Origin of the sequence: Ketobacter alkanivorans (assembly GCF_002863865.1) — a bacterium.
Lineage (GTDB): Bacteria > Pseudomonadota > Gammaproteobacteria > Pseudomonadales > Ketobacteraceae > Ketobacter > Ketobacter alkanivorans.
Map to the genome: position 1 here is coordinate 1,677,757 of NZ_CP022684.1, position 21,874 is coordinate 1,699,630.

General features: G+C 51.8%; 20 protein-coding genes. 8 read left to right on the forward strand and 12 right to left on the reverse strand.

Going from position 1 to position 21,874, the window contains the following annotated elements; all coding sequences use genetic code 11:
* Nucleotides 1-70 precede the first annotated feature (70 nt).
* Nucleotides 71-1,399 carry a PilZ domain-containing protein gene (locus tag Kalk_RS07185; RefSeq protein WP_101893541.1) on the forward strand — a complete coding sequence of 443 codons (1,329 nt, stop codon included), beginning with the start codon at nucleotides 71-73 and terminating at the stop codon, nucleotides 1,397-1,399.
* Between the two features lie 71 nt (nucleotides 1,400-1,470).
* Entirely contained in the window at nucleotides 1,471-3,045 is a 1,575-nt protein-coding gene (locus Kalk_RS07190) for a bifunctional GNAT family N-acetyltransferase/carbon-nitrogen hydrolase family protein (RefSeq protein ID WP_101893542.1), read from the forward strand.
* Nucleotides 3,046-3,057: 12 nt separating this feature from the next.
* Here the strand turns inward: Kalk_RS07190 and Kalk_RS07195 are convergent, their stop codons facing one another.
* Complete coding sequence (locus tag Kalk_RS07195; protein WP_101893543.1) at nucleotides 3,058-3,831, reverse strand: ferredoxin--NADP reductase; 774 nt, start codon at nucleotides 3,829-3,831, stop codon at nucleotides 3,058-3,060.
* A 98-nt stretch (nucleotides 3,832-3,929) separates the two neighbouring features.
* On the opposite strand from Kalk_RS07195, the gene Kalk_RS07200 reads away from it, so the two are divergent.
* Nucleotides 3,930-4,814 (forward strand): LysR family transcriptional regulator, encoded by an 885-nt coding sequence (locus Kalk_RS07200; RefSeq protein WP_101893544.1) that lies wholly within the window; start codon nucleotides 3,930-3,932, stop codon nucleotides 4,812-4,814.
* 2 nt (nucleotides 4,815-4,816) lie between these two features.
* Here the strand turns inward: Kalk_RS07200 and Kalk_RS07205 are convergent, their stop codons facing one another.
* From Kalk_RS07205 to Kalk_RS07215, 3 genes are all read right to left on the reverse strand, one after another.
* Nucleotides 4,817-7,108 (reverse strand): sensor domain-containing diguanylate cyclase, encoded by a 2,292-nt coding sequence (locus Kalk_RS07205; RefSeq protein ID WP_158643357.1) that lies wholly within the window; start codon nucleotides 7,106-7,108, stop codon nucleotides 4,817-4,819.
* Nucleotides 7,109-7,177: 69 nt separating this feature from the next.
* The gene (locus Kalk_RS07210) at nucleotides 7,178-7,627 is read right to left on the reverse strand and encodes a type 2 periplasmic-binding domain-containing protein (RefSeq protein WP_101893546.1); all 450 of its coding nucleotides are present in this window, start codon (nucleotides 7,625-7,627) and stop codon (nucleotides 7,178-7,180) included.
* Between the two features lie 128 nt (nucleotides 7,628-7,755).
* Entirely contained in the window at nucleotides 7,756-9,330 is a 1,575-nt protein-coding gene (locus Kalk_RS07215) for a sensor domain-containing diguanylate cyclase (RefSeq protein ID WP_158643358.1), read from the reverse strand.
* A gap of 202 nt (nucleotides 9,331-9,532) precedes the next feature.
* Here Kalk_RS07215 and Kalk_RS07220 point away from each other — a divergent pair, with 202 nt between their 5' ends.
* Nucleotides 9,533-10,783 carry a succinylglutamate desuccinylase/aspartoacylase family protein gene (locus tag Kalk_RS07220; protein WP_101893548.1) on the forward strand — a complete coding sequence of 417 codons (1,251 nt, stop codon included), beginning with the start codon at nucleotides 9,533-9,535 and terminating at the stop codon, nucleotides 10,781-10,783.
* Between the two features lie 3 nt (nucleotides 10,784-10,786).
* On the opposite strand, the gene Kalk_RS07225 is transcribed toward Kalk_RS07220, so the two are convergent.
* Complete coding sequence (locus Kalk_RS07225; protein ID WP_101893549.1) at nucleotides 10,787-11,398, reverse strand: thiol:disulfide interchange protein DsbA/DsbL; 612 nt, start codon at nucleotides 11,396-11,398, stop codon at nucleotides 10,787-10,789.
* A 185-nt stretch (nucleotides 11,399-11,583) separates the two neighbouring features.
* Between Kalk_RS07225 and Kalk_RS07230 the strand changes: the two genes are divergently transcribed.
* Nucleotides 11,584-12,585, forward strand: a complete 1,002-nt coding sequence (locus Kalk_RS07230; protein ID WP_158643359.1) for a hypothetical protein — start codon at nucleotides 11,584-11,586, stop codon at nucleotides 12,583-12,585.
* Here the strand turns inward: Kalk_RS07230 and Kalk_RS07235 are convergent.
* Nucleotides 12,575-13,726: a patatin-like phospholipase family protein gene (locus Kalk_RS07235; RefSeq protein WP_101893551.1), complete on the reverse strand. Its 1,152-nt coding sequence runs from the start codon at nucleotides 13,724-13,726 to the stop codon at nucleotides 12,575-12,577. The two genes, Kalk_RS07230 and Kalk_RS07235, sit on opposite strands and share 11 nt — an antisense overlap.
* Before the next feature lie 102 nt (nucleotides 13,727-13,828).
* On the opposite strand from Kalk_RS07235, the gene Kalk_RS07240 reads away from it, so the two are divergent.
* Nucleotides 13,829-14,443 (forward strand): histidine phosphatase family protein, encoded by a 615-nt coding sequence (locus tag Kalk_RS07240; RefSeq protein WP_101893552.1) that lies wholly within the window; start codon nucleotides 13,829-13,831, stop codon nucleotides 14,441-14,443.
* Between the two features lie 76 nt (nucleotides 14,444-14,519).
* Here the strand turns inward: Kalk_RS07240 and speD are convergent, their stop codons facing one another.
* A complete protein-coding gene (gene speD, locus Kalk_RS07245; RefSeq protein WP_324774906.1) occupies nucleotides 14,520-15,320 on the reverse strand; it encodes an adenosylmethionine decarboxylase in 801 nt (266 codons plus the stop codon).
* A 138-nt stretch (nucleotides 15,321-15,458) separates the two neighbouring features.
* Entirely contained in the window at nucleotides 15,459-15,884 is a 426-nt protein-coding gene (locus Kalk_RS07250) for an OsmC family protein (RefSeq protein ID WP_101893554.1), read from the reverse strand.
* Nucleotides 15,885-16,268: 384 nt separating this feature from the next.
* Here Kalk_RS07250 and crp point away from each other — a divergent pair, with 384 nt between their 5' ends.
* Nucleotides 16,269-16,901: a cAMP-activated global transcriptional regulator CRP gene (gene crp, locus Kalk_RS07255; protein WP_101893555.1), complete on the forward strand. Its 633-nt coding sequence runs from the start codon at nucleotides 16,269-16,271 to the stop codon at nucleotides 16,899-16,901.
* On the opposite strand, the gene Kalk_RS07260 is transcribed toward crp, so the two are convergent.
* Nucleotides 16,898-18,313 carry a cytochrome P450 gene (locus tag Kalk_RS07260; RefSeq protein WP_101893556.1) on the reverse strand — a complete coding sequence of 472 codons (1,416 nt, stop codon included), beginning with the start codon at nucleotides 18,311-18,313 and terminating at the stop codon, nucleotides 16,898-16,900. The two genes, crp and Kalk_RS07260, sit on opposite strands and share 4 nt — an antisense overlap.
* A 78-nt stretch (nucleotides 18,314-18,391) precedes the next feature.
* Here Kalk_RS07260 and Kalk_RS07265 point away from each other — a divergent pair, with 78 nt between their 5' ends.
* Complete coding sequence (locus tag Kalk_RS07265) at nucleotides 18,392-19,057, forward strand: TetR/AcrR family transcriptional regulator (RefSeq protein WP_101893557.1); 666 nt, start codon at nucleotides 18,392-18,394, stop codon at nucleotides 19,055-19,057.
* A 66-nt stretch (nucleotides 19,058-19,123) separates the two neighbouring features.
* Here the strand turns inward: Kalk_RS07265 and Kalk_RS07270 are convergent, their stop codons facing one another.
* From Kalk_RS07270 to rpmE, 3 genes are all read right to left on the reverse strand, one after another.
* Complete coding sequence (locus Kalk_RS07270) at nucleotides 19,124-20,392, reverse strand: malic enzyme-like NAD(P)-binding protein (protein ID WP_101893558.1); 1,269 nt, start codon at nucleotides 20,390-20,392, stop codon at nucleotides 19,124-19,126.
* A gap of 168 nt (nucleotides 20,393-20,560) precedes the next feature.
* The gene (locus tag Kalk_RS07275) at nucleotides 20,561-21,475 is read right to left on the reverse strand and encodes a thermonuclease family protein (RefSeq protein ID WP_158643360.1); all 915 of its coding nucleotides are present in this window, start codon (nucleotides 21,473-21,475) and stop codon (nucleotides 20,561-20,563) included.
* Between the two features lie 14 nt (nucleotides 21,476-21,489).
* Nucleotides 21,490-21,705 (reverse strand): 50S ribosomal protein L31, encoded by a 216-nt coding sequence (gene rpmE, locus Kalk_RS07280; RefSeq protein WP_101893560.1) that lies wholly within the window; start codon nucleotides 21,703-21,705, stop codon nucleotides 21,490-21,492.
* Nucleotides 21,706-21,874 lie beyond the last annotated feature (169 nt).

Below are 21,874 nucleotides of genomic sequence, written 5' to 3' on the forward strand. Positions count from 1 at the left end.
CTCGTTTTGACGAATCGAAAATCTAGGCCAGACTTTCCATGTACTCAATCATTATAGATGGATCTTAGAAATGAGCACGCTACACGGAGAGTATCGTCGCCACGAGCGCACGACTATCAAAACCCCTGTATCCGTTAACCTTGATGATAACGGCCTCAGCAGCAGCACCAGAGATGTCTCAGAAAGCGGCTTATCCATAGCCAAACCTGCAGAGCTGCAACTAAAACCAGGGCAAACGGTGAATGTAACCTTCGACCGTTTAGCCAATTTCTCTGTACCTGCAACCATTATCCGAGTGTCAGACAACCAGATCGGCCTAGCGCTGGATCACATTCGCTTTTCTGAACAGGACATCAGCGGAATCATCCAAACCGCCCCTTGGTATCAACGCACCAAAGTGGCCATTAAGCGGGGCTTCTGGAAAAACACAAGACGTATGGCGGTGCTGCTTACCAACACCATTTTGCGCAAAGCCTTATTGCGACTGATTAAACCATCTTATATCTTCGCCGTTTACGGTAACGAAAAAGATGTAGGAACCTATTACACACCGTTCATGAGCAAACTGATTCCTCCGTTGATGATCGGCAGTGTCATCCGCAATCGCAACCGCACAGGGATTATGGTGGCATCCAAGTTCTACGAGCACGAACTGGCTGACGATTCCGCCAAGGTGAAAACCTATCTGCAGCAATTGCAGGAGGAGTTCCCGCACATCAATACCATCGCACTTGTTGGCAGGTTGCCCAACTTTGTGATGAAGGCAGGTCAGGAGATCGAACCGCCATATGTGGATGGCTCCATGGGCACCCGTTACATGATTTGGGATATCGGCAGGCAAATGCAAATGCGCCCCCAATACAAACATGAGAACGTAATAACCGTGCTGGGTGGCGCTGGGCGCATTGGCAATCTGGTGTGTGAAGACTTAACCCGAGTCTACCGCACAGTTATCGCCTTTGACCCCCGCTACACCAAGCAGGAAGAAGTGTACACACCCATTGGAAAAATCATTCGCAGCGGTGACCCCGCCATCTTGGATAACTGCAAATTGTTCATAGGCCTGACCCACCATGGCGATGCCATCAGGGATCTGAAAGCACACCTGCCTGCGGGTTCTTTGGTGGCAGACGACACCCACCCCTGTATCAGCATGGAAGCTCGCCAAGAGCTTCAGGTTATGGGGGTTGACGTGGAAAAGATCGTGCTATTTCACGAGGAGTTTTCCATGTGGCCAAGAATGCCGGGCTGGAACAACCGAGCCATACCAGGCTGCCTGGTGGAAGCATTGGTACTGCTGGAACAAGAGGATGCCGACGTGAAGGATTTCGACAGTTTCTGTAAAACGGCTCAGCAGATCGGCTTCCAGGGTCAGTTGATCCCACCTCTGGATGAATAATCAATAACCGTCGAGTTGTTACGCCAAAAGCCATATACTGAACCCCTCACTCACACCTCGAAGGGCAGTATATGGCCTCCAAAAACACGCTTTCCGACCCAAAAAACCAAATTGTAATCCGTAATGCCACCACCGCAGATGCCAGCGCTATCTGCGATCTGAGCAGCCGGGTGTATGCCAGCACTGGCATGTACGGTTACTCGGAAGGTGCCGTTACCGGCCAGATCAACCATTTCCCCCAAGGGCAATTTGTCATCGTAATTGGTGACAAAATCGTAGGCTACTGTGCAACCTTTCGCATCGGAGAAGATCTGGCGCTGAAGAAACATAACTGGACAGAAATCACCGGTAATGGCTATGCCTCTCGTCATGATCCGGATGGAGACTGGCTGTATGGCATGGAGGTGGCTATTGATCCCGAGTATCGGGGGTATCGACTGGGCCAACGGCTATACAATGAACGCAAAAAGCTGTGCCAAAGCCTGGGGTTGAAAGGCATCGTATTTGGTGGTCGCTTGCCCTCACTATCCAATCGGCTGAAGCGTTTTGGCAGCGTGGAAGAGTACGTTGAGCAGGTCATTCAGAAGAAGCAACGGGATCAAGTGCTCTCATTCCAGCTGCACAATGGCTTTGAAGTGATCGGCATCATTCCTCACTATCTTGATGCGGATGTGCAGTCCATGGGCTACGCCGTTCATCTGATGTGGCGCAACCCCATGGTGGCCGTAGAAGAACCCACCACCAACAAGAAAAAGTATGGCGGTCGAGTTCCCGATTCCGTTCGCATTGGCTCGGTTCAATACATGCAGCGGCGAGTACACACGTTCGATGAGTTTCTGTCGATCGTTGAGTATTTTGTAGATGTGGTGGCGGACTATAAGGGCGACTTTGTGGTGTTCCCTGAACTGTTTGCCCTGCAACTGTTATCCATAGAGGATCAGGCGCTGTCACCCATGGAATCCATGGAAGCACTGACCAAGTACACCCCGGCATTCAAAGAAGCATTACGCGACATGTCGATCCGCTACAATATCAACATCATCGGCGGCTCCCACCCCACCATCATGCCCAACGGTCGAGTGGAAAACATCGCTTATATCTTCCTGCGGGATGGCACCATTCACGAACAACCCAAGATTCACCCCACACCGAATGAGGTTTACTGGTGGAATATTGAGGGCGGCAACACACTGAAAGCCATCGAAACGGATTGCGGCCCCATCGGCGTGCTGATCTGCTACGACTCTGAGTTTCCTGAACTGGCTCGCCATCTGACCGATCAGGGTATCTCCATCCTGTTCGTGCCATTTTGTACCGACGAACGCCAAAGCTATCTGCGGGTGCGTTACTGCTGCCAGGCTCGCGCGGTAGAAAACCAGATCTACGTGGTGATGTCCGGTAACGTGGGCAACTTGCCCAAAGTGAACAACATGGACATTCAGTATGCCCAAAGCTGTATTCTAACCCCCTGCGATTTTCCCTTCGCCCGGGATGGTATCGCTGCCGACACCACCCCCAACGTAGAGATGATTGCATTCGCGGACTTGCGCCCTGAAACATTGATGATGGCGCGTAACAACGGCACCGTTAAAAATCTACAGGATCGTCGCCACGACCTTTACAGTTTGAACTGGCGGGGCAAGTAAACAGAACCCTGGCTACTTTTCCACGAAAGCCCGCTCAATCACATAGTGACCCTGGTCACCGTGGCGGGCTTCGTGGAAACCTCGCTCCTCCAGAATCCTGCAGGTATCTTTCAACATGCTGGGGCTGCCACACAACATGAAACGATCGTGATCCGGGTGCATGTCCGGCAACCCCACATCGCTGAATAACTTACCACTGGCCATCAAGTCGGTAAGCCGCCCCTGATTACGGAATGCTTCACGGGTAACCGTTGGGTAATAAATCAGTTTGTCACGAATCACATCACCAAAATACTCATTGCTGATTAGCTCTTGGGTGATGTAATCCTCATACGCCAGATCCTCAACATGACGCACACCGTGAGTCAGAATGATTTTGTCATAGGCTTCATACACTTCGGGATCTTTAATAATGCTCATAAACGGCGCCAACCCCGTACCGGTGCTGAGCAGATACAGGTTACGGCCAGGAATCAAATGATCCACAATCAAAGTGCCTGTGGGCTTGGTGCTGACAAACACTTCATCCCCGACTTGTAGATGCTGTAACTTGGAGGTCAACGGGCCATCCTGCACCTTGATGCTGAAAAACTCCAACTCAGATTCGTAGTTCGCACTCACAATACTGTAAGCACGCATCAGCGGACGCCCTTCATTCTGCAGACCTATCATGGTGAAGTGGCCGTTCTTGAATCGAAAACCTGGATCTCGGCTGGTGGTAAAACTGAACAGCGTATCATTCCAGTGATGGACACTGGTGACACGTTCGGTAATTAGATTAGCCATAGCACTACTCCGCTGATAGATATATGTCGCCACTATAGACCTTCACCCTAATATCGGTAAAATGGGTATAATTGATATTATTAATCGAATTTACCGATATGAAATACACCCTTAGGCAGCTACAGGTTTTTTTGGCCACCGCCCATTTCCAGAATATTTCCAAAGCTGCCAACAGCTTAGCCATGTCCCAATCCGCTGCCAGCAGCGCGCTATCTGAAATGGAGTCCCAGTTCGATATCCAGCTGTTCGACCGGGTCGGCAAGCGCCTGCAGCTGAACTCGCTCGGCCATGCTTTACGCGGGCAAGCGGAGGCATTGCTGCGACAGGCAGAGGATCTGGAGCTGGCCCTGCAACAACACTCGGCCGTTGGCCACTTGAAAGTAGGGGCCACCCTTACCATTGGTAACTATCTGGCAATACACATCATGAGCCGTTTTTTGCAGGAATTGCCCGGCGCACAGGTGGAACTGGATGTTGCCAACACGGCAGCCATAGCCGCCAAAGTAAAAAACTTCGAGCTGGATGTTGGTTTAATTGAAGGTGAGATTTCAGATCCAGAATTGGACATCATACCTTGGATGGAAGATGAGCTGGTGGTGTTTTGCGCCCCGGATCATCCATTGGCTACCAAGAAAAAGCTGTCGGAAAAAGACATCCTGAATGCCCAGTGGATTTTACGAGAACAAGGCTCGGGCACCCGGCAGGCTTTTGATTGGGCTATGCATGGTATCTTGCCTGAACTGACAATATTGCTGGAATTACAGCATACGGAAGCCATAAAAAGAGCCGTAGAGGCACGCCTGGGTATCGGTTGTCTATCCAGAGTAGCTCTGAAAGAAGCGTTCTCCCGAGGCAGCCTGATCCCGCTGCTGATACCAAACCGAAACCTGAAAAGGCAATTCTATTTTATATTGCACAAACAGAAATATCGCGACAGCAGCATAGACCAATGGTTAACGCTTTGTCAGTCATTATACCACTGACATCAAGACTGGCCTTTATCCTTTAATTGCCGTTTGTGTTCGTACATTCTCTCATCTGCACAATTAATCCAGCTATTGGCATCAGCGATAGGGTCATCGCCCAGCGTGACGATACCACAGGAAATTGAAACCACCACACCGGGATATTCCTCAACTTTTATATCCTCCAAAGCAGCGTTTAGTTTGCGCAGAAACCCGGCTGTGTCGTCGGAATTCGTTTCTCGCAACAACAAAAGAAACTCATCCCCTGCGTAGCGATAAAAGGTATCGGTTTCACGTATATTTTCGCGCACACACGCCGCAAATCTCGACAACACCTGATCGCCAGCTTCATGCCCGTAATTGTCGTTAACATCTTTGAAATCATTCAAATCAATAAACACTAAAGAGGCAAAGGTGGCATAACGTTTATGTAACGCAATACATTCTTCCAAATCGGCAATGGAATAAGGGCGACGGATCGCCATCGTCAATGGATCAAACTTGGCTAACTGCTCCAACTGGCGATTACTGCTTTTCAAACGCTCCTTCGCCAGGTGCTCCTCAGTGACATCCCTTGCCAAACCCACCAGGCATAGCAACTCCCCGTTAGCACCCCGTACCGGTGCGCCTTCATCATGAATATAGCGAATAGAGCCATCCCGGCCCAAGATCCTGTACGCTACTTTCCATATGCCCTTGCGATGATTTTCGATCTCGGCTATTACCTTGGGCCGATCCTCGGGCAATATGCCCTCGATAAAACTTTGAGGGCTCTGCTTAAGGCTCTCGATGCTGCGCCCCCAGATCTCTTCATATCGATTGCTGACAAACATTACCGAGTCAATTCCTGGGGTAGCCATCCACACCACGCCTTGAACATGATTTGCAATGCTCCTGAACTTGGCCTCCGATGCCAATAACTCCTCCTCATATTTACGGCGGTAAGACACATCTTCGAGGATCGAAATCAGGTATTCTGGCTGGTTATTCACATTACGATACAGAGCTAACGTATTAATTACCCAGACATCCGCGCCAGTACTGCTTTTATAGCACTTTTCAAGCCGCACATGGGTGGTAGCGCTATCAATGAGGCGATCGATAGCCATTTGATTTGCTGCTCTCTCTTCTACCGGTGTAACATCATTAATAGAGAGTTGCTCTAGATCCGAAACTTGATATTCAAGCAGGCTTGCGAATTGACGATTCACTTTAATGAAGCGGCCCTCCAGGCTGATCTGGGCAATGCCAACCGGAGCCAATTGAAAGGTCATCCGAAATGTCTGCTCGATTTCTTCGGCGTGACGCTGCATATCTTCTACTTTTGACACATCCAAAAGATGTACAACAGCAAATTGCTCCTGATCCAATCGGTACAAACCAATTTGCACTTCGACTCTTTTTAATTCGCCTTTTTCTGTAGTGAGTTCCACAGGGTTTCGCATGGTGCGCTCACCGCCACTGTGAAAAAAAAGGGTACGATAGTGAGCGTGCTGCACACGCAGGGAGTCAGGTATAAAATCCTCGATGGTGCGACCAATCAGGGTGTCTTTATCACATTCAAAAAGCTTTCCTGCACCGTGATTCGCAACCACAATCTCACCAGCCTCGGTTACCACCAAAATCGGGTTTGGTGACGCATCCAGCAATTTCTGCCGGGATGAAATCTTTTGCAACCCTGCCAGCTCATTGCGAACATTGACCACGAGCAACCAACAGATTGCACAGGCGGCAATGGTAATCATCAGGCTCAGCGCAACCACTACGTACAAATCGTGATTATGCCCTTGCTCTCGCTCCAACTGGTCACGCAGCAGATTCGCCGATTGCACCTGATATTGACCAATTAAATCTCTTATCGCCTTAGAGGCCAGCGTATCATCAACTTTTACCTGCTGATCAATTTCCTGCACGCTCAGGCCTTGGTTGCGCAGCCGACGGGCCAACTCAAGGTTCAGTTCATAATGCGTCACTGCCTGTTCAATCAACTTAATAGAAGACTCCAGGCTCTGCTTCCGATAATACACATGGCTATTATCAAGCTGCTGCTCCAGCTGGCGGAGGTTGTGCTGTGCCGCCTGGTAGTATTTATCATCACCACGCAGTATGTAATTTTTGAAGTTATGAATTAAACCGGTGTAACCGAGCTGATGTATGATGAGGGAGATATTAGCTTGCGTATCCAGAGACTGACGCAGCTGGATGGAGAGCTGCTCGCGCTTTGTGTCCATTGTGCGAGCAAAAGATACCAACGCGAAAATAGCCACACTGAACACAGCTATAATGATGAAGACACTAGACTTGGATTTCACCGCCACCTCATCCTTGATATAAAAGCGCGGACCTGATTTCGGATTGCCCTCAGGCAATGCGTAGAACGGCTACTGAACCATCAGTAGCACCTTAACGTTACTTAGATTGCTGGCGGTCTGTAACGCCTTCACATCCACATAGCCGATCATATTAGGATTGGATGCAACGAATTCCAGAACTTCGCTGTCACCCGACACGGCAAAAGGTGGCTGACCGCGCCCAGTAAATATCAGCCGTGACCAATAGGAGTTCAACTGTGGCAACGTTTTCTTAACCACCTTGGTATAGAACTCAAGCCGCACGCCTTCGCCCTCCAATTGATCCAGTGGGATCACCTTGGTGCCATTGGGCAGCTGCCGGCTCTTACCCAGAAAGATACTGGCAACATCCTCGACGCTGACCTGACTGATTTCGTTGCTACTATTAACCACGATCGCCAGCTCCCCGCTGGCGGATGACGCGGACTGTATCCCCAAAAAAAACAAACTCCATAACCACAGCACCCTGTGCGCTTTCATCCTATATTCCTCATCCCAATGCCTGTTGTTTCTGATCCATGCGTTTGTTCGCCGGGCGCGCTTCTACTGCATACCTACTAATAAAAGTACATATCTGTTCTTTCTTCAATTTTTTCTTGTACTTATCTTCACTTTACCTTGTTTTTTTCCGTCAATCTGGGGCCTACCTCGCCATTGTGCACAATCACACAATTGCGCCCGGAGCGTTTGGCCGTATACAGTCCAACGTCTGCCCTCTCGATAATGTCTTCTATAGACTCGGAATCATCCACCAATGTTGAAACACCGATGCTCACGCTGAAACTGAGCTGCTGTTCGTTCAATTCAAACACCTCATCCATCCAACGCTTACGGATTCTTTCTGCCACCACATAACCTCCCTGCTCAGCAGAGAATACCAGCAAAGCACAAAATTCCTCTCCACCCACTCGCCCCATCAAGTCTTCTTCGCGCAACAAGGACTGCACGATATCCGCATACCGGCGTAGTACGCTGTCTCCGAATTGATGTCCATAGTTATCATTCACTGACTTAAAGTTATCAATATCCATCATCAATATGGCAAATGGCTGACTATACCGCACCGCGCGACGCATCTCCTTGTGGGCGGATTCAAAGAAACTGCGACGGTTATAGATACCGGTGAGCGGATCCGTTGTGGCTAGGCGTTCCAGCTCCTGCTGAATACGCTTGCGATCGGTAATGTCCATAACGGAGATGAACACCGACTCCACGCCACCAAACTCAAGCCGGCTCCCGGTCAGTGATGCCCAAAACGTATGGGAGCTGCGCCCTTTCATCACCATTTCTGTTTCGAATACGTGATTCTCGCTGACCACAGCATCGATAAACTGGCTGCGAGAGAGGCCCTCTGACCAAAACTCCCGCGATTTTAGTTCATCGCTGGAGATATTGGGGTCTATGCCAAACAACTGGTAGGCACTTCGGTTCGCATACAGCACAGGGTATTCTTCGGCCACTTCCAGAATCAGGATCGGATAAGGGGCTGCATCCAATATAGAACGCATGCGTTCTTCACTGCGCTGCAAAGCAAGCTCTGCCAGTTTCCGATCGGTAATGTCCTGCACGGTTCCGGTTTCATGTACCGGCCCGCTGCCGTCGCCCAGAAACACCTGACCTGCCAGCCGAATGTATTTTTCCTGCCCACTACGGTTTGCGACTCTATGGTCACACTGATAATTGCCACCCTGAAAATAGGCGGTGGCAATCACTTCAGTCACCCGGTCAATATCGTCCTGGTGGATCAGAGTCTCATAATGCTTCAGTGCTTCGTCATTGGCATCAATGCCCAGCACCGACAATGCCTCTTTGGACCAAAATGTTTCCCCGGTTTCAAAGTCGCGAGTCCAACTGCCAATGCGGGCAATGCGCTGCGCGTTTCGCAACCGGGCATGGGAGCGCTCAAGCTCTTCTTCCTTGTCCTGCAGGCGCTGCTGGTATTGGGTTCGTTGCACCCACAGCGCCACCAGAAACGTTGCCAATAACGCAAATACAACCCAAGGCCAGTCGCTGCTGCTGAAACCGCCCGACCCACCTTGTTCATAAAGTATCTCTATAGTCTCCGCCAGCACGGGGCCTGAGAAAACCAACAGACACAACCACCCAGCAGCCGCTAACAAGCTGAAACTTTTGTTGTTTTTGGTTATCTTATGGGCTAGATAATCGATCTTGTCGAGCTTCACTGCCTTGGGGACTCCTGATCCATTTTCAGGCACATAAAGTCAGTATAGCTAACACTGCCAATACAACCCTGAAACTGTCTAATTTGATTAAGTCCACAACAGGCAAAGGGTTAAAAAATACAATCGGTTGCAAAACTGGCATGCTGCCTGCGTGCCCAGTTTCAACTACACTTGCAGCAAATCACACAGGCCACTTAATTTAATGAATCTGTTTCTGCCTCTCTTGCTTGCTCTCTCGATCCTGCTGACGGCTGCTTCCAGCCATGCCAATGAAGCAGAACCCGACGAGCCGGCTCCGGCACCCGTGGAACCCCACAGCGCTTCAGACGCCAGCCTGAAAAGCGATTCAGCCGAGCCGGGCATGGCAGAACCCATTACTCTGCTAAACAACACCATTGCACCGGGCACCTTTCGTACCTTGCATTGGTCGCCTGGTTTGTCGATGACCAGCTTGAATACACCGGTGCCGGTATTGGTGGCCCATGGCGCAGCACCCGGCCCCACCATGTGCATGACCGCGGCTTTGCACGGTGATGAGTTGAACGGTATTGAAATCGTGCGCAGGGTTTTGCACCAAATCGAGCCAGATGATCTCAAAGGCACCATTATTGGTATGCCCATTGTTAACCTGGATGGATTTCGTCGCGCTTCCCGCTACATGAGCGACCGCCGGGATCTGAATCGCTACTTTCCGGGCAACCCTATTGGCAGTTATGCATCACGGGTGGCACATTCGCTGTTTCACAAGGTGATTCTGCACTGCGATTATCTGGTGGACATTCACACCGGCTCGTTTCTGCGTACCAACTTGCCGCAGTTACGGGGCGATCTCAAGAATCCTATGATCCTGGAATTCAGCCGCCATTTTGGTGGCATGGGTGTACTCCATCACCGGGGGGGCTCGGGAACATTACGGCGGGCCGCTGCGGATTCAGGCATCCCTGCCATCACCATGGAAACCGGCGGCCCTCATTCTCTGGATCAGGAATCCGTTTCTCACGGTGTGAAGGGGATGAAAAACGTACTGCATAATCTGGGAATGTATAAAACGGTGCGCCTGTGGTTAATACCACAACCGGTGTTTTACCAGTCCACCTGGGTACGCTCCAATCAGGGCGGTATTATGCTGTCGAAGGTCGTACTGGATGAGAAAGTGAAAAAAGGCCAGTTGCTGGGTCGCGTTATCGACCCTATCACCAATACCAGCAGTGATATTATTTCACCCCTGGACGGCATCGTGTTGGGTAAGGCTCTGGATCAGGTCGTTAGCCCAGGTTTTGCAACCTTCCACATTGGCATCATCGCCACCGAAGAGCAGCTGGCCAAACCGATTCCAGCGGAAGTGAAAGCCCCTGAGCTGGAATCCGATGAGGGGGAGCCTATTACATCCCCCCCTCTTGCACCGGGTGAATCCGGTGAGCTGGTTGAACCATTTCAAGACATGGAAAGCTGAGCTTTACTTGCTCAGCAAGAAGTTTACCACTTCAAACAGATCTTCAGGCGAACCCGCCATACTGACGCTGGTTTGATACTGACCGTTCACCACGACAGCCGGAACCCCCCTGATCTGGTTAGCCGCGAAAATACGGCCGGCGGTATTGGCATTCGTCTCTACCTGCGGATCGTTCCAGGCTTTGTTGAACACTTCTGGGGTAACACCCAACCCGGTCAACAGCGTCTGTGCATCTTCACGACTGGTGATGGTTTTATTTTGCTTGTGTAGATATTCAAACACCGCTGGTACCGCTTTTTCCTCGATGCCCAGGGCCTCAATCACGTAATACAGTTTGCCCAGCACGGCGAATTTCTGGTTCCAGGTGGCCGGTACACGGCTGAATGACACCGCCTCGGGTTTGGATTTCACCCAGGCTTCCACCTTGGGTTCAAGCTCATAGCAATGGGGGCAACCGAAGCTGAAAAACTCCACCACGGTCTTGGGCTGAGGCTGCCCGCCTTCCACTTTCTGATAATGAACTCCCTCCACATAGCGTTCCAAACTGAAGGCCCAACCCGAGCTGCTGACCAGGGCCAGCAGTAAAACCACACAGCATTGTTTCATCGCTTTCATCACACAACCCGCTTATTGATTGATTAATAGAATAATTATTACGTTCAGGCTGGCAAGCATAACAGCTTGGCACCACAACCCCAAAACGATGATATTGACACTAATTTAGCGAAAAAATTGACCGAAAGCAGGCTACGGGGGCACAGAACACACCTATACTTAGAAAGGTTTAATGAAGGTAGCTTATGTTCAGTATTAGAAAGCAGATGGGCAAATTCACCGCCCGGGTTTTTAACAACCGAGCCAACATCAAGGAAGATCTGACGCTCGCGGCCAGACACGCCTGGACGCTGCCCTTTCTGGCTACCCCCTGGAACGCCGAATCGCTGACCCAGTCAGAGCTGCATCCCGGCAGCTACAACAACGTGGGCGACGTGATCAACCTGAGCCTGCAGACCATGGTCCCCATGGAGCGTCGCACCTATAGCCCTGGCACCATTGCCTGCTATCCGGAGCATTACGCGTCCACCGCAGGGCGGGAGAAGTGGTTTTTTATCAACGGTATTTGCACCTCACCGCCTATTGCCATTCTAAACGGTCTGGAACTGGCCAAGGCCTTCCACCGCCCCATACACCTGATTCACACACCAACCTATGGCGTGGTGCGGGATTTATGGGATTCGATCACCGCCCGCACCTTGCGCAAAGACGGCAAGCTGTCCAGACCCGCTTACGACGTGGTGAAAGAGGCTTTGGTTCATCACGATAAAGTCGTCATCATTGGTCACTCTCAAGGCACCATTATCAGCAGTTACATTGCGCGTAAACTGCTGAAAGACAAGCGCTACCGGCATCATGCCCCAAAGCTGGAAATATATTGCGTGGCGGGCGTGGCGGACAGCTGTCGTATTGACCCAGAACTGAGCGAGCACTTCGGCCGTGGCGTGCCCTATGTTGAGCACTTCGCCAATGGTAAGGATTTCTTCTGCCGAATTGGTGTGTTGGCCCACCTGGAACACACCGCAGGGGCGGTATTCACCATACCGGATCGTACCGGTCATTTGCTCAACGATCATTATTTACCGGGTATCTGGCGGGGCGAGTACTGCGATCAACGCTCCCGCCTCTTCAAATACATTGATGGCAACTCGCCCAGCTCTACCGATTATGTGGCCCACGACCTCAATATTGCTCCGTCGCACCCCAGCGTGATGCCCGAGCCAATCATGAAAGCGGCTAATCACTAGCCATAAAGGCCTCTATTTCGGCTGCCTTGGCAATACCGTCGTGATACCCCAGCGCGATCAGTTCCTGGCAAAATCTGCGTTCAAACAACAGATAGCTCAGAATACTGGAGCCCGAGCTGCGAGTGGCTCCGATGCCATGCAAAAACATGCGAATACTCACCGGCAGCACATGCAGATATTTGGAAGCAATGCGATCCAGGCATTGGGAAGGGGAAATGATCAGGCTGTCGATGGGGTGCATCGCACCTTTGGTTTTGCCGCGAACCTTTTCAGGAATCACATCCAGCATGCCATTGATGCGCTCCATACGCTCAATATCGTATTCCAGGCTGTCCAAAAAGATACTGTTCATAAGGTGGCCGCTGATCTGGGCCAGCGAAGGATAGTCGTCCTCCGGTCGCTGCACCTGGGGCGCAGAACGGTTACCGCTCACACCCACCACCAACACCTTACGCGCCCCTAAATGCAAAGCCGGACTCAAGGGAGCCAACTGCCGCACCGCGCCATCACCAAAGTATTCCCGGTTGATCCGTACCGCCGGAAACACCACCGGAATAGCTGACGACGCCATTAAATGCTCCAACTTTAGGTGGGTACGCATACCCACCCGCTGAAAGCGCTTCCAGGCGCTGATATCCGGCGAACCCTGAAAAAAAGCCACCGAGTGCCCGGAACTGTATCCCGACGCAGTCACCGATATGGCCCGTAGATAGCCGTTATCAATAGCATCCTGAATATTGTCAAAGCGAATCATTCGCGCCAACAATGCGGCCAGGGGATCATTATCCAGTAAAGAAGACCGGTTACGGGAGGCGAACACCAGGCTGGACAGCCAGCGCAGCGCATTACTGAACACCCCCACTGGGTCGGAGCGATAGACCTGATGAGGGCGAAAGGATTTCCATACCGATTCAATGTTGTAGACCGCATTACGAAAGTTATCGGCATGGGAAGCCAGGGCCACCGCATTGATGGCGCCAGCGGAGGTGCCTGAAATAATACCGAAAGGATTGCGGGGGGATTCCGGCATGATGTCGGCGATGGCCTTCAGCACCCCTACTTGATATGCGGCACGGGCACCACCACCAGACAGCACCAAAGCACTGTGCAGATGGGTGGACGAATTAATTATCTTGGGCATACAACGAGTTCCTGAACCAATACCTTAACTGTAGCAGGAACTGGCTGGAGCCACTGCACCATGACCTGTTAAACTAACCGAATATCCGATTCTGGAGCCGTTATGAGCAGTACCCATTTAATTCTGATCCGTCATGGACAGATTCAGGCCAACATCGACAAACGCTGGCACGGCTGGACCGACAGCGCGCTCACCGAGATGGGCATTGCCCAGGCAGAACGGGTTGCTGCCCGCATCCATCAGCATCACCCTGATGTCAGCGCCATCTACGCCAGCCCCTTGCAACGCACCTTCAACACCGCCCTGAGAATTGCAGAGATTCTGCAACTGGATATCATTGAAGAACCCGGCATCAAGGAATACGGCATCGGTGTATGGGAAGGCGAAACCTTCAGCGACCTGCACAGCAAACACGGTTTTTTTAAACAGGTGGATGCTGATCCGCACTTCGCCCCGGAGCAAGGGGAATCCATCGCTCAAGTGGGTGATCGAGTCAGCACCGCATGGCAGGGTTTTGTCAGTAGCCACCCCGGCCAGAAAGTGCTGGCGGTAAGCCACGGTGCCGCCATGGCGCTGGGCATGGCCGGCCTGTTCGACAAGGATTGGTATGCCTGGGGCAAATACCAGTTTTTGAACACTTCAGTGACCGAGCTGAAACTGGGGGCAGAGCCTGAGTTGTTGACACTGAATTGTGTCGCCCATCTGGAAGGCCTCTGAAACGGCTTATTGCCGGTAAACATTAGGCAATAAAAAAGGGCTTCGATCGAAGCCCTTTTTTATAATCTGAAACATCTTAACTGGACATGTTGCGTCCGTAAAAGATTTCCAACATCTCACGGCGCAGCTTACGGCTGATTTGATCCTGCTCATCCGTGCTCAGCTCATCAACACCGGTACCAAACAGGTAGTTATCCAGCTCGAAGTCTTTCAGCAGCATCTTGGTGTGAAATATATTTTCCTGATACACGTTCACATCGATCATTTCATACAGATCCAGCGTCTCATCCAGGAAATAGTTCTGAATGGAGTTGATCTCATGATCGATGTAATGCTTCACACCGTCCACATCACGGGTAAAACCACGTACCCGATAATCGACCGTGACAATATCGGAATCAAACTGGTGAATCAGGTAGTTCAGCACCTTCAGGGGTGAAATAACGCCACAGGTGGAAACATCGATGTCCACACGGAAGGTGCTGATACCGTTTTCGTTATCCGGGTGGGTTTCCGGATAGGTGTGTACAGTTACGTGACTCTTATCCAGATGGGCCACAACGGATTCCTTCAAGGGGCCGGGCTCTTCCTTGGAAGGGTCTTCATCGGGTGCCACCGGGTGCTCGGCAATCAACATGGTGACACTGGCACCTTCTGGATCGTAATCCTGGCGGGCCACATTCAATACGGTAGCGCCGATGATTTCGGTTACGGTGGTCAGGATCTGAGTCAAGCGCTCTGCATTGTAAAGCTCGTCAACGTACTCGCGATACTCACGGCGGTGGTCCGGAGTCTTGGCATAACAAATATCATAGATATTGAAGCTCAAGGACTTGGTCAGGTTATTAAACCCGTGCAATTTCAGCTTGTGTGGAATTTCGTTGTCGTTCATCTACTCAGATCTCAAAGGATAGAGGCCCAATTGAATGGCCACAGCACTGAGGGCTAGGGCCGCTAAATGTAATACCGAAAGAGGTGTAGCCATACTGCTCGGAAGGGGCATTTATTACCCTCCTCAAGCCTCTGCCTCATGGATTTCGTAACTGTGGGTTACATCAACCCCGGCGTTGGTCAGCATGATAGAAGCAGAGCAATATTTTTCAGCAGACAGCTCCACCGCGCGCTTCACCTGGGACTCTTTCAGTTTGCGGCCAGTCACCACAAAATGCAGGTGAATGGATTTGAATACCGCTGGCACCGCATCCACTCGCTCAGCTTCAACCTGAGCAACACAGTCTGTAACGTCCTGACGGGATTTCTTGAGGATATGCAGCACATCGAAAGAGGAGCAGCCTCCCACGCCCAGCAGCATCAGCTCCATGGGGCGCACACCCTGATTCTGGCCACCGTATTCTGGGGGACCATCGATTACAACGGTATGACCGGAGTCGGACTCCGCTTCAAATTTGACTTCACCAGCCCAGCGTATGGTTGCTTTCATCAATTACCCCACAAGGCGATTATCAAAGGGGCTGCCAAGGCCCATAAGGCGCGCAAGATAACATAAAGCCCCCCTCTATGCGCAAGAATTTTGCCCTCTTTAGGTCAACTTTTGATCAATCGAGCCCGCTGCGGAAAAATCTGTCTTTGTACGCAGAAAAACGGCGCATCGGTTCACATATGCCCCTTGAAATGTGCGTTATAATCATTTGATATAATTTGACTTTCAATCTTCTCTCCAGGCTTCAGCGAGGCTAAAACCGCCGCGCAAGGTAGCGAGCCATGGCTTTTAGGGCCATAATGAATAAGTTAGGAAGATCAATAGTCTCCATCGGGCCCTCTGCCGAGCGCGCTCGAAACGATCACAACAATACCGGGTCATGCAATGACGTTAAAACCAAACCGATTAATTCCAGACACGGAAAGCTTTCTGGCAAATTGTCATCGGCGCAAATATCCAGCGAAAAGTACACTGATCTACGCAGGGGATGACTCTGACGCACTGTACTACATTCTTAAAGGCACCGTGATGGTGGTCATCGAGGATGATGACGGGCGGGAAATGATCATGGCCTACCTGAATGAGGGTGACTTCTTCGGGGAGATGGGGTTGTTCGATGAAGCCGCCGGACGCAGTGCCTGGATTCGCGCTAAGACCGAATGCGAAGTAGCCGAAATCAGTTATACCAAATTCAAACAGTTGGCCAAGGAAGACGCGGACATCCTGTTTGCTGTGAGCGCCCAGATTGCAGGCCGCTTAAGAGCAACCACCCGCAAGGTTGGTGACCTGGCGTTTCTGGATGTGACTGGCCGCGTGGCTCGCACACTGATCGACCTTTGTAAGCAACCAGAGGCCATGACCCATCCTGACGGTATGCAGATCAAAATCACCCGCCAGGAAATCGGCCGCATTGTGGGCTGTTCCCGCGAGATGGTGGGGCGGGTTCTGAAAAGCCTCGAAGAGCAGGGGCTGATTCAAGTGAAAGGCAAAACCATGGTGGTATACGGTACGCGCTAGGACCTGCGCCAGCGCAACCGCACCTTGAAGTTCTTCGATAAAACCGGTGCTGGATTAAAGGTCATACGGACCTTATCCAGGTCACAGGCCGGTTCCACTTCCGTCAGATACAACAACAACCCCATGTGCAACGGCAGGATCAACTCACTGAGACTGGCACCCAGACAATTGTGTGGCCCCTTGCCAAATGGTGCATAGGCCGCCTGCCTGTGCTCATCGCGGGGTGATTGATAGCGTTCAATATCGAACACCGTTGGATTGGGGAAGTATTTGGGGTTGAGGTGGTCTGCGGTGGTAAACACCAGCACCTTTTCACCCTGCTTGATGCTGTATCCTTGATATTCAAAGTCCTGGGCTGCGGTTCTGGGAATGCCAAAGGCGGCCGGGTACAGGCGCATGGTTTCCCGATAAAAACCATTTAAATTGCTCAACTCTCGTAGCCCCTGCAGATCCGGCACGCCCTTGGCGAAACAGGCATCCACCTCCTGGCGCACCCGATTGTAGAGGGCAGGATCTCGCAATAACTGATAGAGCATAAAGCCCTTGGTGGCGGCCACTGTATCCAACGCAGCCACATAAGGCAGCAGTACATGGGCAAGCTTGTCGCCGTCTGCGAACCAGTCCGGCCTGGCATCCAGCGCGGGCAACACTTTATCCAGATACAACCTTTGATCCGGCGCAGCCGCCATCCTGACCCGGGCCTGCTGCAACGTGTCCTGCAATTCACGATTGGTCACCCACCGCGCCCACTTCACTTTCGGCGTACTTAACATAAAGCGCGGCCAACTGCCCAGAGCGAAGACTTTGGTCACCGCACTGAAGTAATAGATCATCGCCTCAACATTGCGATAGGAGGCTTTGCGCCCCAACAACAAATCACTGAGCTGGTTGGACAATAACTGTCGCATCAATCCGCCCACCGCCAATGGGGTGCCTTGCGCCCGCTTGCGCAGCAAGCTTTCCACGTTGTCAGCCATATGCACAATACTGTGTTTAAAGGCCTGTTGCGCCAGCGCGGGGCCCATCAGTGCGCGTTGATAACGATGCATATCGCCATCCACCATGGTAACCATATGCGGACACTCCATATGGCGACCGGCCTCTCCCCAAAAGCCGTCGACAGAAAAGCAATGCCGCCCTTCCCCTGCCACAAAGCGATTGGCGTTGATGCCCCCCAAAACAGTGAACTCCTTTCCCGGCACCTTAAACCGAAACACATCACCATGGTGCTGATAAGCCTGTTGCAGAAACACCAGCGGATTAGACAGCATCGGGCGCACACTGCCCAGCAAGGGATCACCGCTTACCAAGGGTGGACGTTTGAAATAAGGCCATTTGGGGGTGGCTTGCTCTGCTGCCGTGGAGGCACATTGAGCAGAAGTCGAAGATTGAGCGGACGCTGATGTGTTCATTGTTTGGTGCTCTCTGATTGCATTCTTATTGTAGCTACAGAATAATCTGAGGAATCAAGCAAATCGATCAGGTTTTAGATGGCACAGCAGCACCCCGGCGAAACGCAGAAACGCTATAAAAATCAGCGACGTATCCCAAAGCAGTCACGAGCTCTGCAAAAATACAATGCCGTGCTGGATGCCTGTACTCAGGTTTTGGGTCAGCAAGGCTACAAGAAAACCACCATGCTGGAGCTGTCGCTGGAGAGCGGCGTGGCGGTACCGACGATATATCAGTACTTTGATAATAAAGAGGCGATTCTGCTGGCATGGATGGATCGCACTATCGAACAGATGCTGCAAACGGTTCGGCATATTAATACTGGATTGGAGCGCAGGCCCGAAGGGGGCACTTCAATCAAGCCGCTGATCGACACATTGCTGAGCGGGGCTTTGGCCGCGTTTGGCACGTTTCAGCCAGGTATCGCCAATTTGTTGCAGGGGTTGCCCCATGCACTGTCGGCGCAGGTGCTGCGATCACTGGAGGAAAAAACCCTGGCCATGCTGTTACAGCTGCTCCCTCAGGAGGCATCGATTCTAGGCACAGAACAAGACTCGCTGAAGCTCCGAATGCTGATTCGTATGATCTGTGGCTATCTGCTGTTTTCGGTACTGGCAGACAAAGAAACCGACACATTACAGGCAGAAGGCAAGGAGCTGGCTACCTGCATTCAGCTTTATTTACAGGCGCAGGGACTGCACTAAGCGACCATAAAAAAAGCCGCGAACCAAAGTCGCGGCTTTTTCACATCTTCACATCCAAACGACAGGTTAGCTGTAACGAATGTCATCCAGTGTGTTGAGGGGGTAATGCGCCGGATATGGGCGCGTGGCCACTCCGGAATCCACTGCAGCTTTCGCTACGGCAGCGGTCACCACACCCAGCAGACGGGGGTCGGTCGGCTTGGGAATGATGTAATCACGCCCAAAGGTCATTTCCACGCCTTCATAACCATCCCGTACCACTTGCGGAACCGGCTCTTTTGCCAGCGCACTGATAGCATGAACGGCGGCTATTTTCATGGCTTCGTTAATGCGGGTGGCACGTACATCCAGCGCGCCGCGGAAGATGTATGGGAAACCAAGTACGTTGTTCACCTGATTAGGGTAATCACTGCGGCCGGTCGCCACGATCACATCATCACGAATTCCATAGGCCACTTCTGGGAGAATCTCCGGGTCTGGGTTGGCCAGAGCAAACACCACCGGGTTCGGTGCCATCAGATTCAACATCTCGGCCGTCAGCAAATTAGCGCTGGACACACCAATAAACACATCAGCGCCCGCCAACGCATCCGCCAAGGTGCGCTTGTCGGTGTCGTGTGCAAACGCAGCCTTATACTGGTTCAGGTCGGTACGGCCGGAATGAATCACGCCGTTGCGATCCAGTACATAAATGTTTTCTTTCTTGGCACCCATTTCCATAATCAGTTTGAGGGTGGCCACACCAGCGGCACCGGCACCAATACAGACGATGGAGATGTCTTCCATTTTTTTGTTCTGTAGTTCCAGAGCATTCACCAGGCCAGCGGCGGCAATAATCGCCGTACCGTGCTGGTCATCGTGGAAGATAGGAATGTCACATTGTTCTATCAGAACACGCTCAATCTCAAAGCACTCAGGGGCTTTGATGTCTTCCAGGTTGATGCCACCAAACGTTGGGGATATACGTTTCACTGTATCAATGAAAGCCTGCGGGCTTTCTGAATCCACTTCGATGTCGAATACGTCGATTCCAGCGAAGCGCTTGAACAGCACACCTTTGCCTTCCATAACCGGCTTGCTGGCCAGGCTGCCCAGGTTACCCAAGCCCAGAATCGCGGTGCCGTCACTGATTACGGCGACCAGGTTTCCTTTATTGGTGTACTGGTAAGCGGTTTCAGGATCACGGGCGATCTCACGCACGGGCTCAGCCACACCAGGGCTGTAGGCCAGAGACAGATCACGGGCGGTTTCGGTTGGCTTGGTTAGCTCTACACTCACCTTGCCAGGACGAGGCTTGGAGTGATAATCGAGTGCGGCTTGCTTTAAATCTGACATAAAATTTTGCTTCCCATTGATGGGTTTGCGGACCTTACTGCAGGGCGGAATCTGTACCCCGAACCTGCTTACTCCCCTTGATATGCGGCCGGGATCACACCGACTGCAGCCCCTGCCAAAACCGGCCTTGGCGAGGGTGGTGTAGCATAGCGAAATCACCCCTGCCGCTCAATAAAAGATTGGGCTGTCCAGAAATGGTTTAACCTGGGCCACGGTCGAGTCCTGGCTCAGGGTTTCCCAGGATGACTGATGGGTAATTTTCATCTGGTAGCGCTTCTGCTGGCCTTTTCGCACCAACTCAGGCGTGCTTCCATTCCAGGTCAGACGATCGGAAAGCCAACCTCTGGCCTCCAGTCGCAACTCGGCGCTGCCTTTGGGCGCGCGGGATAGCGCCACCAGCTGATCCATCAAGGCATCATCTATAGTTAGCGCCACTTTCTTTTCAATCTTGAGGCTAACCTGGCCAGTCAGCTCCACAAACATGGCTTTTTTACTCATGGTGACCGACTCAACCTGGCCCTGAATCCTGGCATAGCCACCTTTCAGCTCAGCAGAGGTTGCCGGTATGGCGTCATAATAGTCGTGCCCCCACACCCCCAAGCGCTTGGATCGCGCCTGAGCCTGGGCCTGACTGTAACAATCCACGTACCGCAGATTAGGCAGAATCGCCACCTGAAACCCGGCCCCCTGCTGCAACAGGGCGGCAATGATACTTTCGCCCTGCCCGGTGAAGAGATGCCCCAGCACCCGACCATAATGATCATGTGTATCCTGGCCGACTAACAGGTAAATCGGCTTTTGTTTGAGCAAAGCCTCCAGCTGCTGCCGGGCCTCTAGCGCCAATGGCTCCTCTGGCTTACCACGGTGGGCCACTTCTGGTGTATTAATACCCACCAGCCGCACTTTACGACCGTCCGTAAGGCGCACCGTATCACCATCGAATACCGCCTCGATCTGAACCGCCTCCACCGCTTTTTCTGCCGGATCCAGCGGGCACAGGGCGTACGCCGGGAAAGACCACTGCAGCAGAAACAGGCTGGCAATAAAAAAGGCTCCCACGGGAGCCTTTTTCAGGATGTTCATCCGTTGTACACGCATTACTTGGTGCGACGTACCGCGCCGAAACGCTTCTTGAATTTGTCGATACGGCCACCGGTATCCACAACTTTCTGCTGACCAGTGTAGAACGGGTGACAGGCAGAGCACACGTCCAGGTGGATTTCTTCTTTCAACGTGGATCGAGTCTCCATCACATTGCCGCAAGTGCAAGTGGCTTTGATGTCGTTGTATTCTGGATGGATGCCTTCTTTCATGGTGTCACCTGATCTCTCTCAGTGCATGCCGCCACCCGATCAATTGCCGGGCACCGCATGGGATTTTTTAGGAAATTCGCAATACGAGTATCGTATACAAGGGCGCGAATCATACCAAAGTATGGCAAATTGGCAAGCAAAGCATTAATCTTTACTGCCCAAGCGCCGA

Excerpts from the sequence above, each read along its gene's own strand:
- Kalk_RS07185 (WP_101893541.1), top strand. The coding sequence starts at position 71 with ATGAGCACGCTACACGGAGAGTATCGTCGCCACGAGCGCACGACTATC.
- Kalk_RS07190 (WP_101893542.1), top strand. The coding sequence starts at position 1,471 with ATGGCCTCCAAAAACACGCTTTCCGACCCAAAAAACCAAATTGTAATC.
- Kalk_RS07195 (WP_101893543.1), bottom strand. The coding sequence starts at position 3,831 with ATGGCTAATCTAATTACCGAACGTGTCACCAGTGTCCATCACTGGAAT.
- Kalk_RS07200 (WP_101893544.1), top strand. The coding sequence starts at position 3,930 with ATGAAATACACCCTTAGGCAGCTACAGGTTTTTTTGGCCACCGCCCAT.
- Kalk_RS07210 (WP_101893546.1), bottom strand. The coding sequence starts at position 7,627 with ATGAAAGCGCACAGGGTGCTGTGGTTATGGAGTTTGTTTTTTTTGGGG.
- Kalk_RS07220 (WP_101893548.1), top strand. The coding sequence starts at position 9,533 with ATGAATCTGTTTCTGCCTCTCTTGCTTGCTCTCTCGATCCTGCTGACG.
- Kalk_RS07225 (WP_101893549.1), bottom strand. The coding sequence starts at position 11,398 with ATGAAAGCGATGAAACAATGCTGTGTGGTTTTACTGCTGGCCCTGGTC.
- Kalk_RS07230 (WP_158643359.1), top strand. The coding sequence starts at position 11,584 with ATGTTCAGTATTAGAAAGCAGATGGGCAAATTCACCGCCCGGGTTTTT.
- Kalk_RS07235 (WP_101893551.1), bottom strand. The coding sequence starts at position 13,726 with ATGCCCAAGATAATTAATTCGTCCACCCATCTGCACAGTGCTTTGGTG.
- Kalk_RS07240 (WP_101893552.1), top strand. The coding sequence starts at position 13,829 with ATGAGCAGTACCCATTTAATTCTGATCCGTCATGGACAGATTCAGGCC.
- Kalk_RS07250 (WP_101893554.1), bottom strand. The coding sequence starts at position 15,884 with ATGAAAGCAACCATACGCTGGGCTGGTGAAGTCAAATTTGAAGCGGAG.
- crp (WP_101893555.1), top strand. The coding sequence starts at position 16,269 with ATGACGTTAAAACCAAACCGATTAATTCCAGACACGGAAAGCTTTCTG.
- Kalk_RS07260 (WP_101893556.1), bottom strand. The coding sequence starts at position 18,313 with ATGAACACATCAGCGTCCGCTCAATCTTCGACTTCTGCTCAATGTGCC.
- Kalk_RS07265 (WP_101893557.1), top strand. The coding sequence starts at position 18,392 with ATGGCACAGCAGCACCCCGGCGAAACGCAGAAACGCTATAAAAATCAG.
- Kalk_RS07270 (WP_101893558.1), bottom strand. The coding sequence starts at position 20,392 with ATGTCAGATTTAAAGCAAGCCGCACTCGATTATCACTCCAAGCCTCGT.
- Kalk_RS07275 (WP_158643360.1), bottom strand. The coding sequence starts at position 21,475 with ATGAACATCCTGAAAAAGGCTCCCGTGGGAGCCTTTTTTATTGCCAGC.
- rpmE (WP_101893560.1), bottom strand. The coding sequence starts at position 21,705 with ATGAAAGAAGGCATCCATCCAGAATACAACGACATCAAAGCCACTTGC.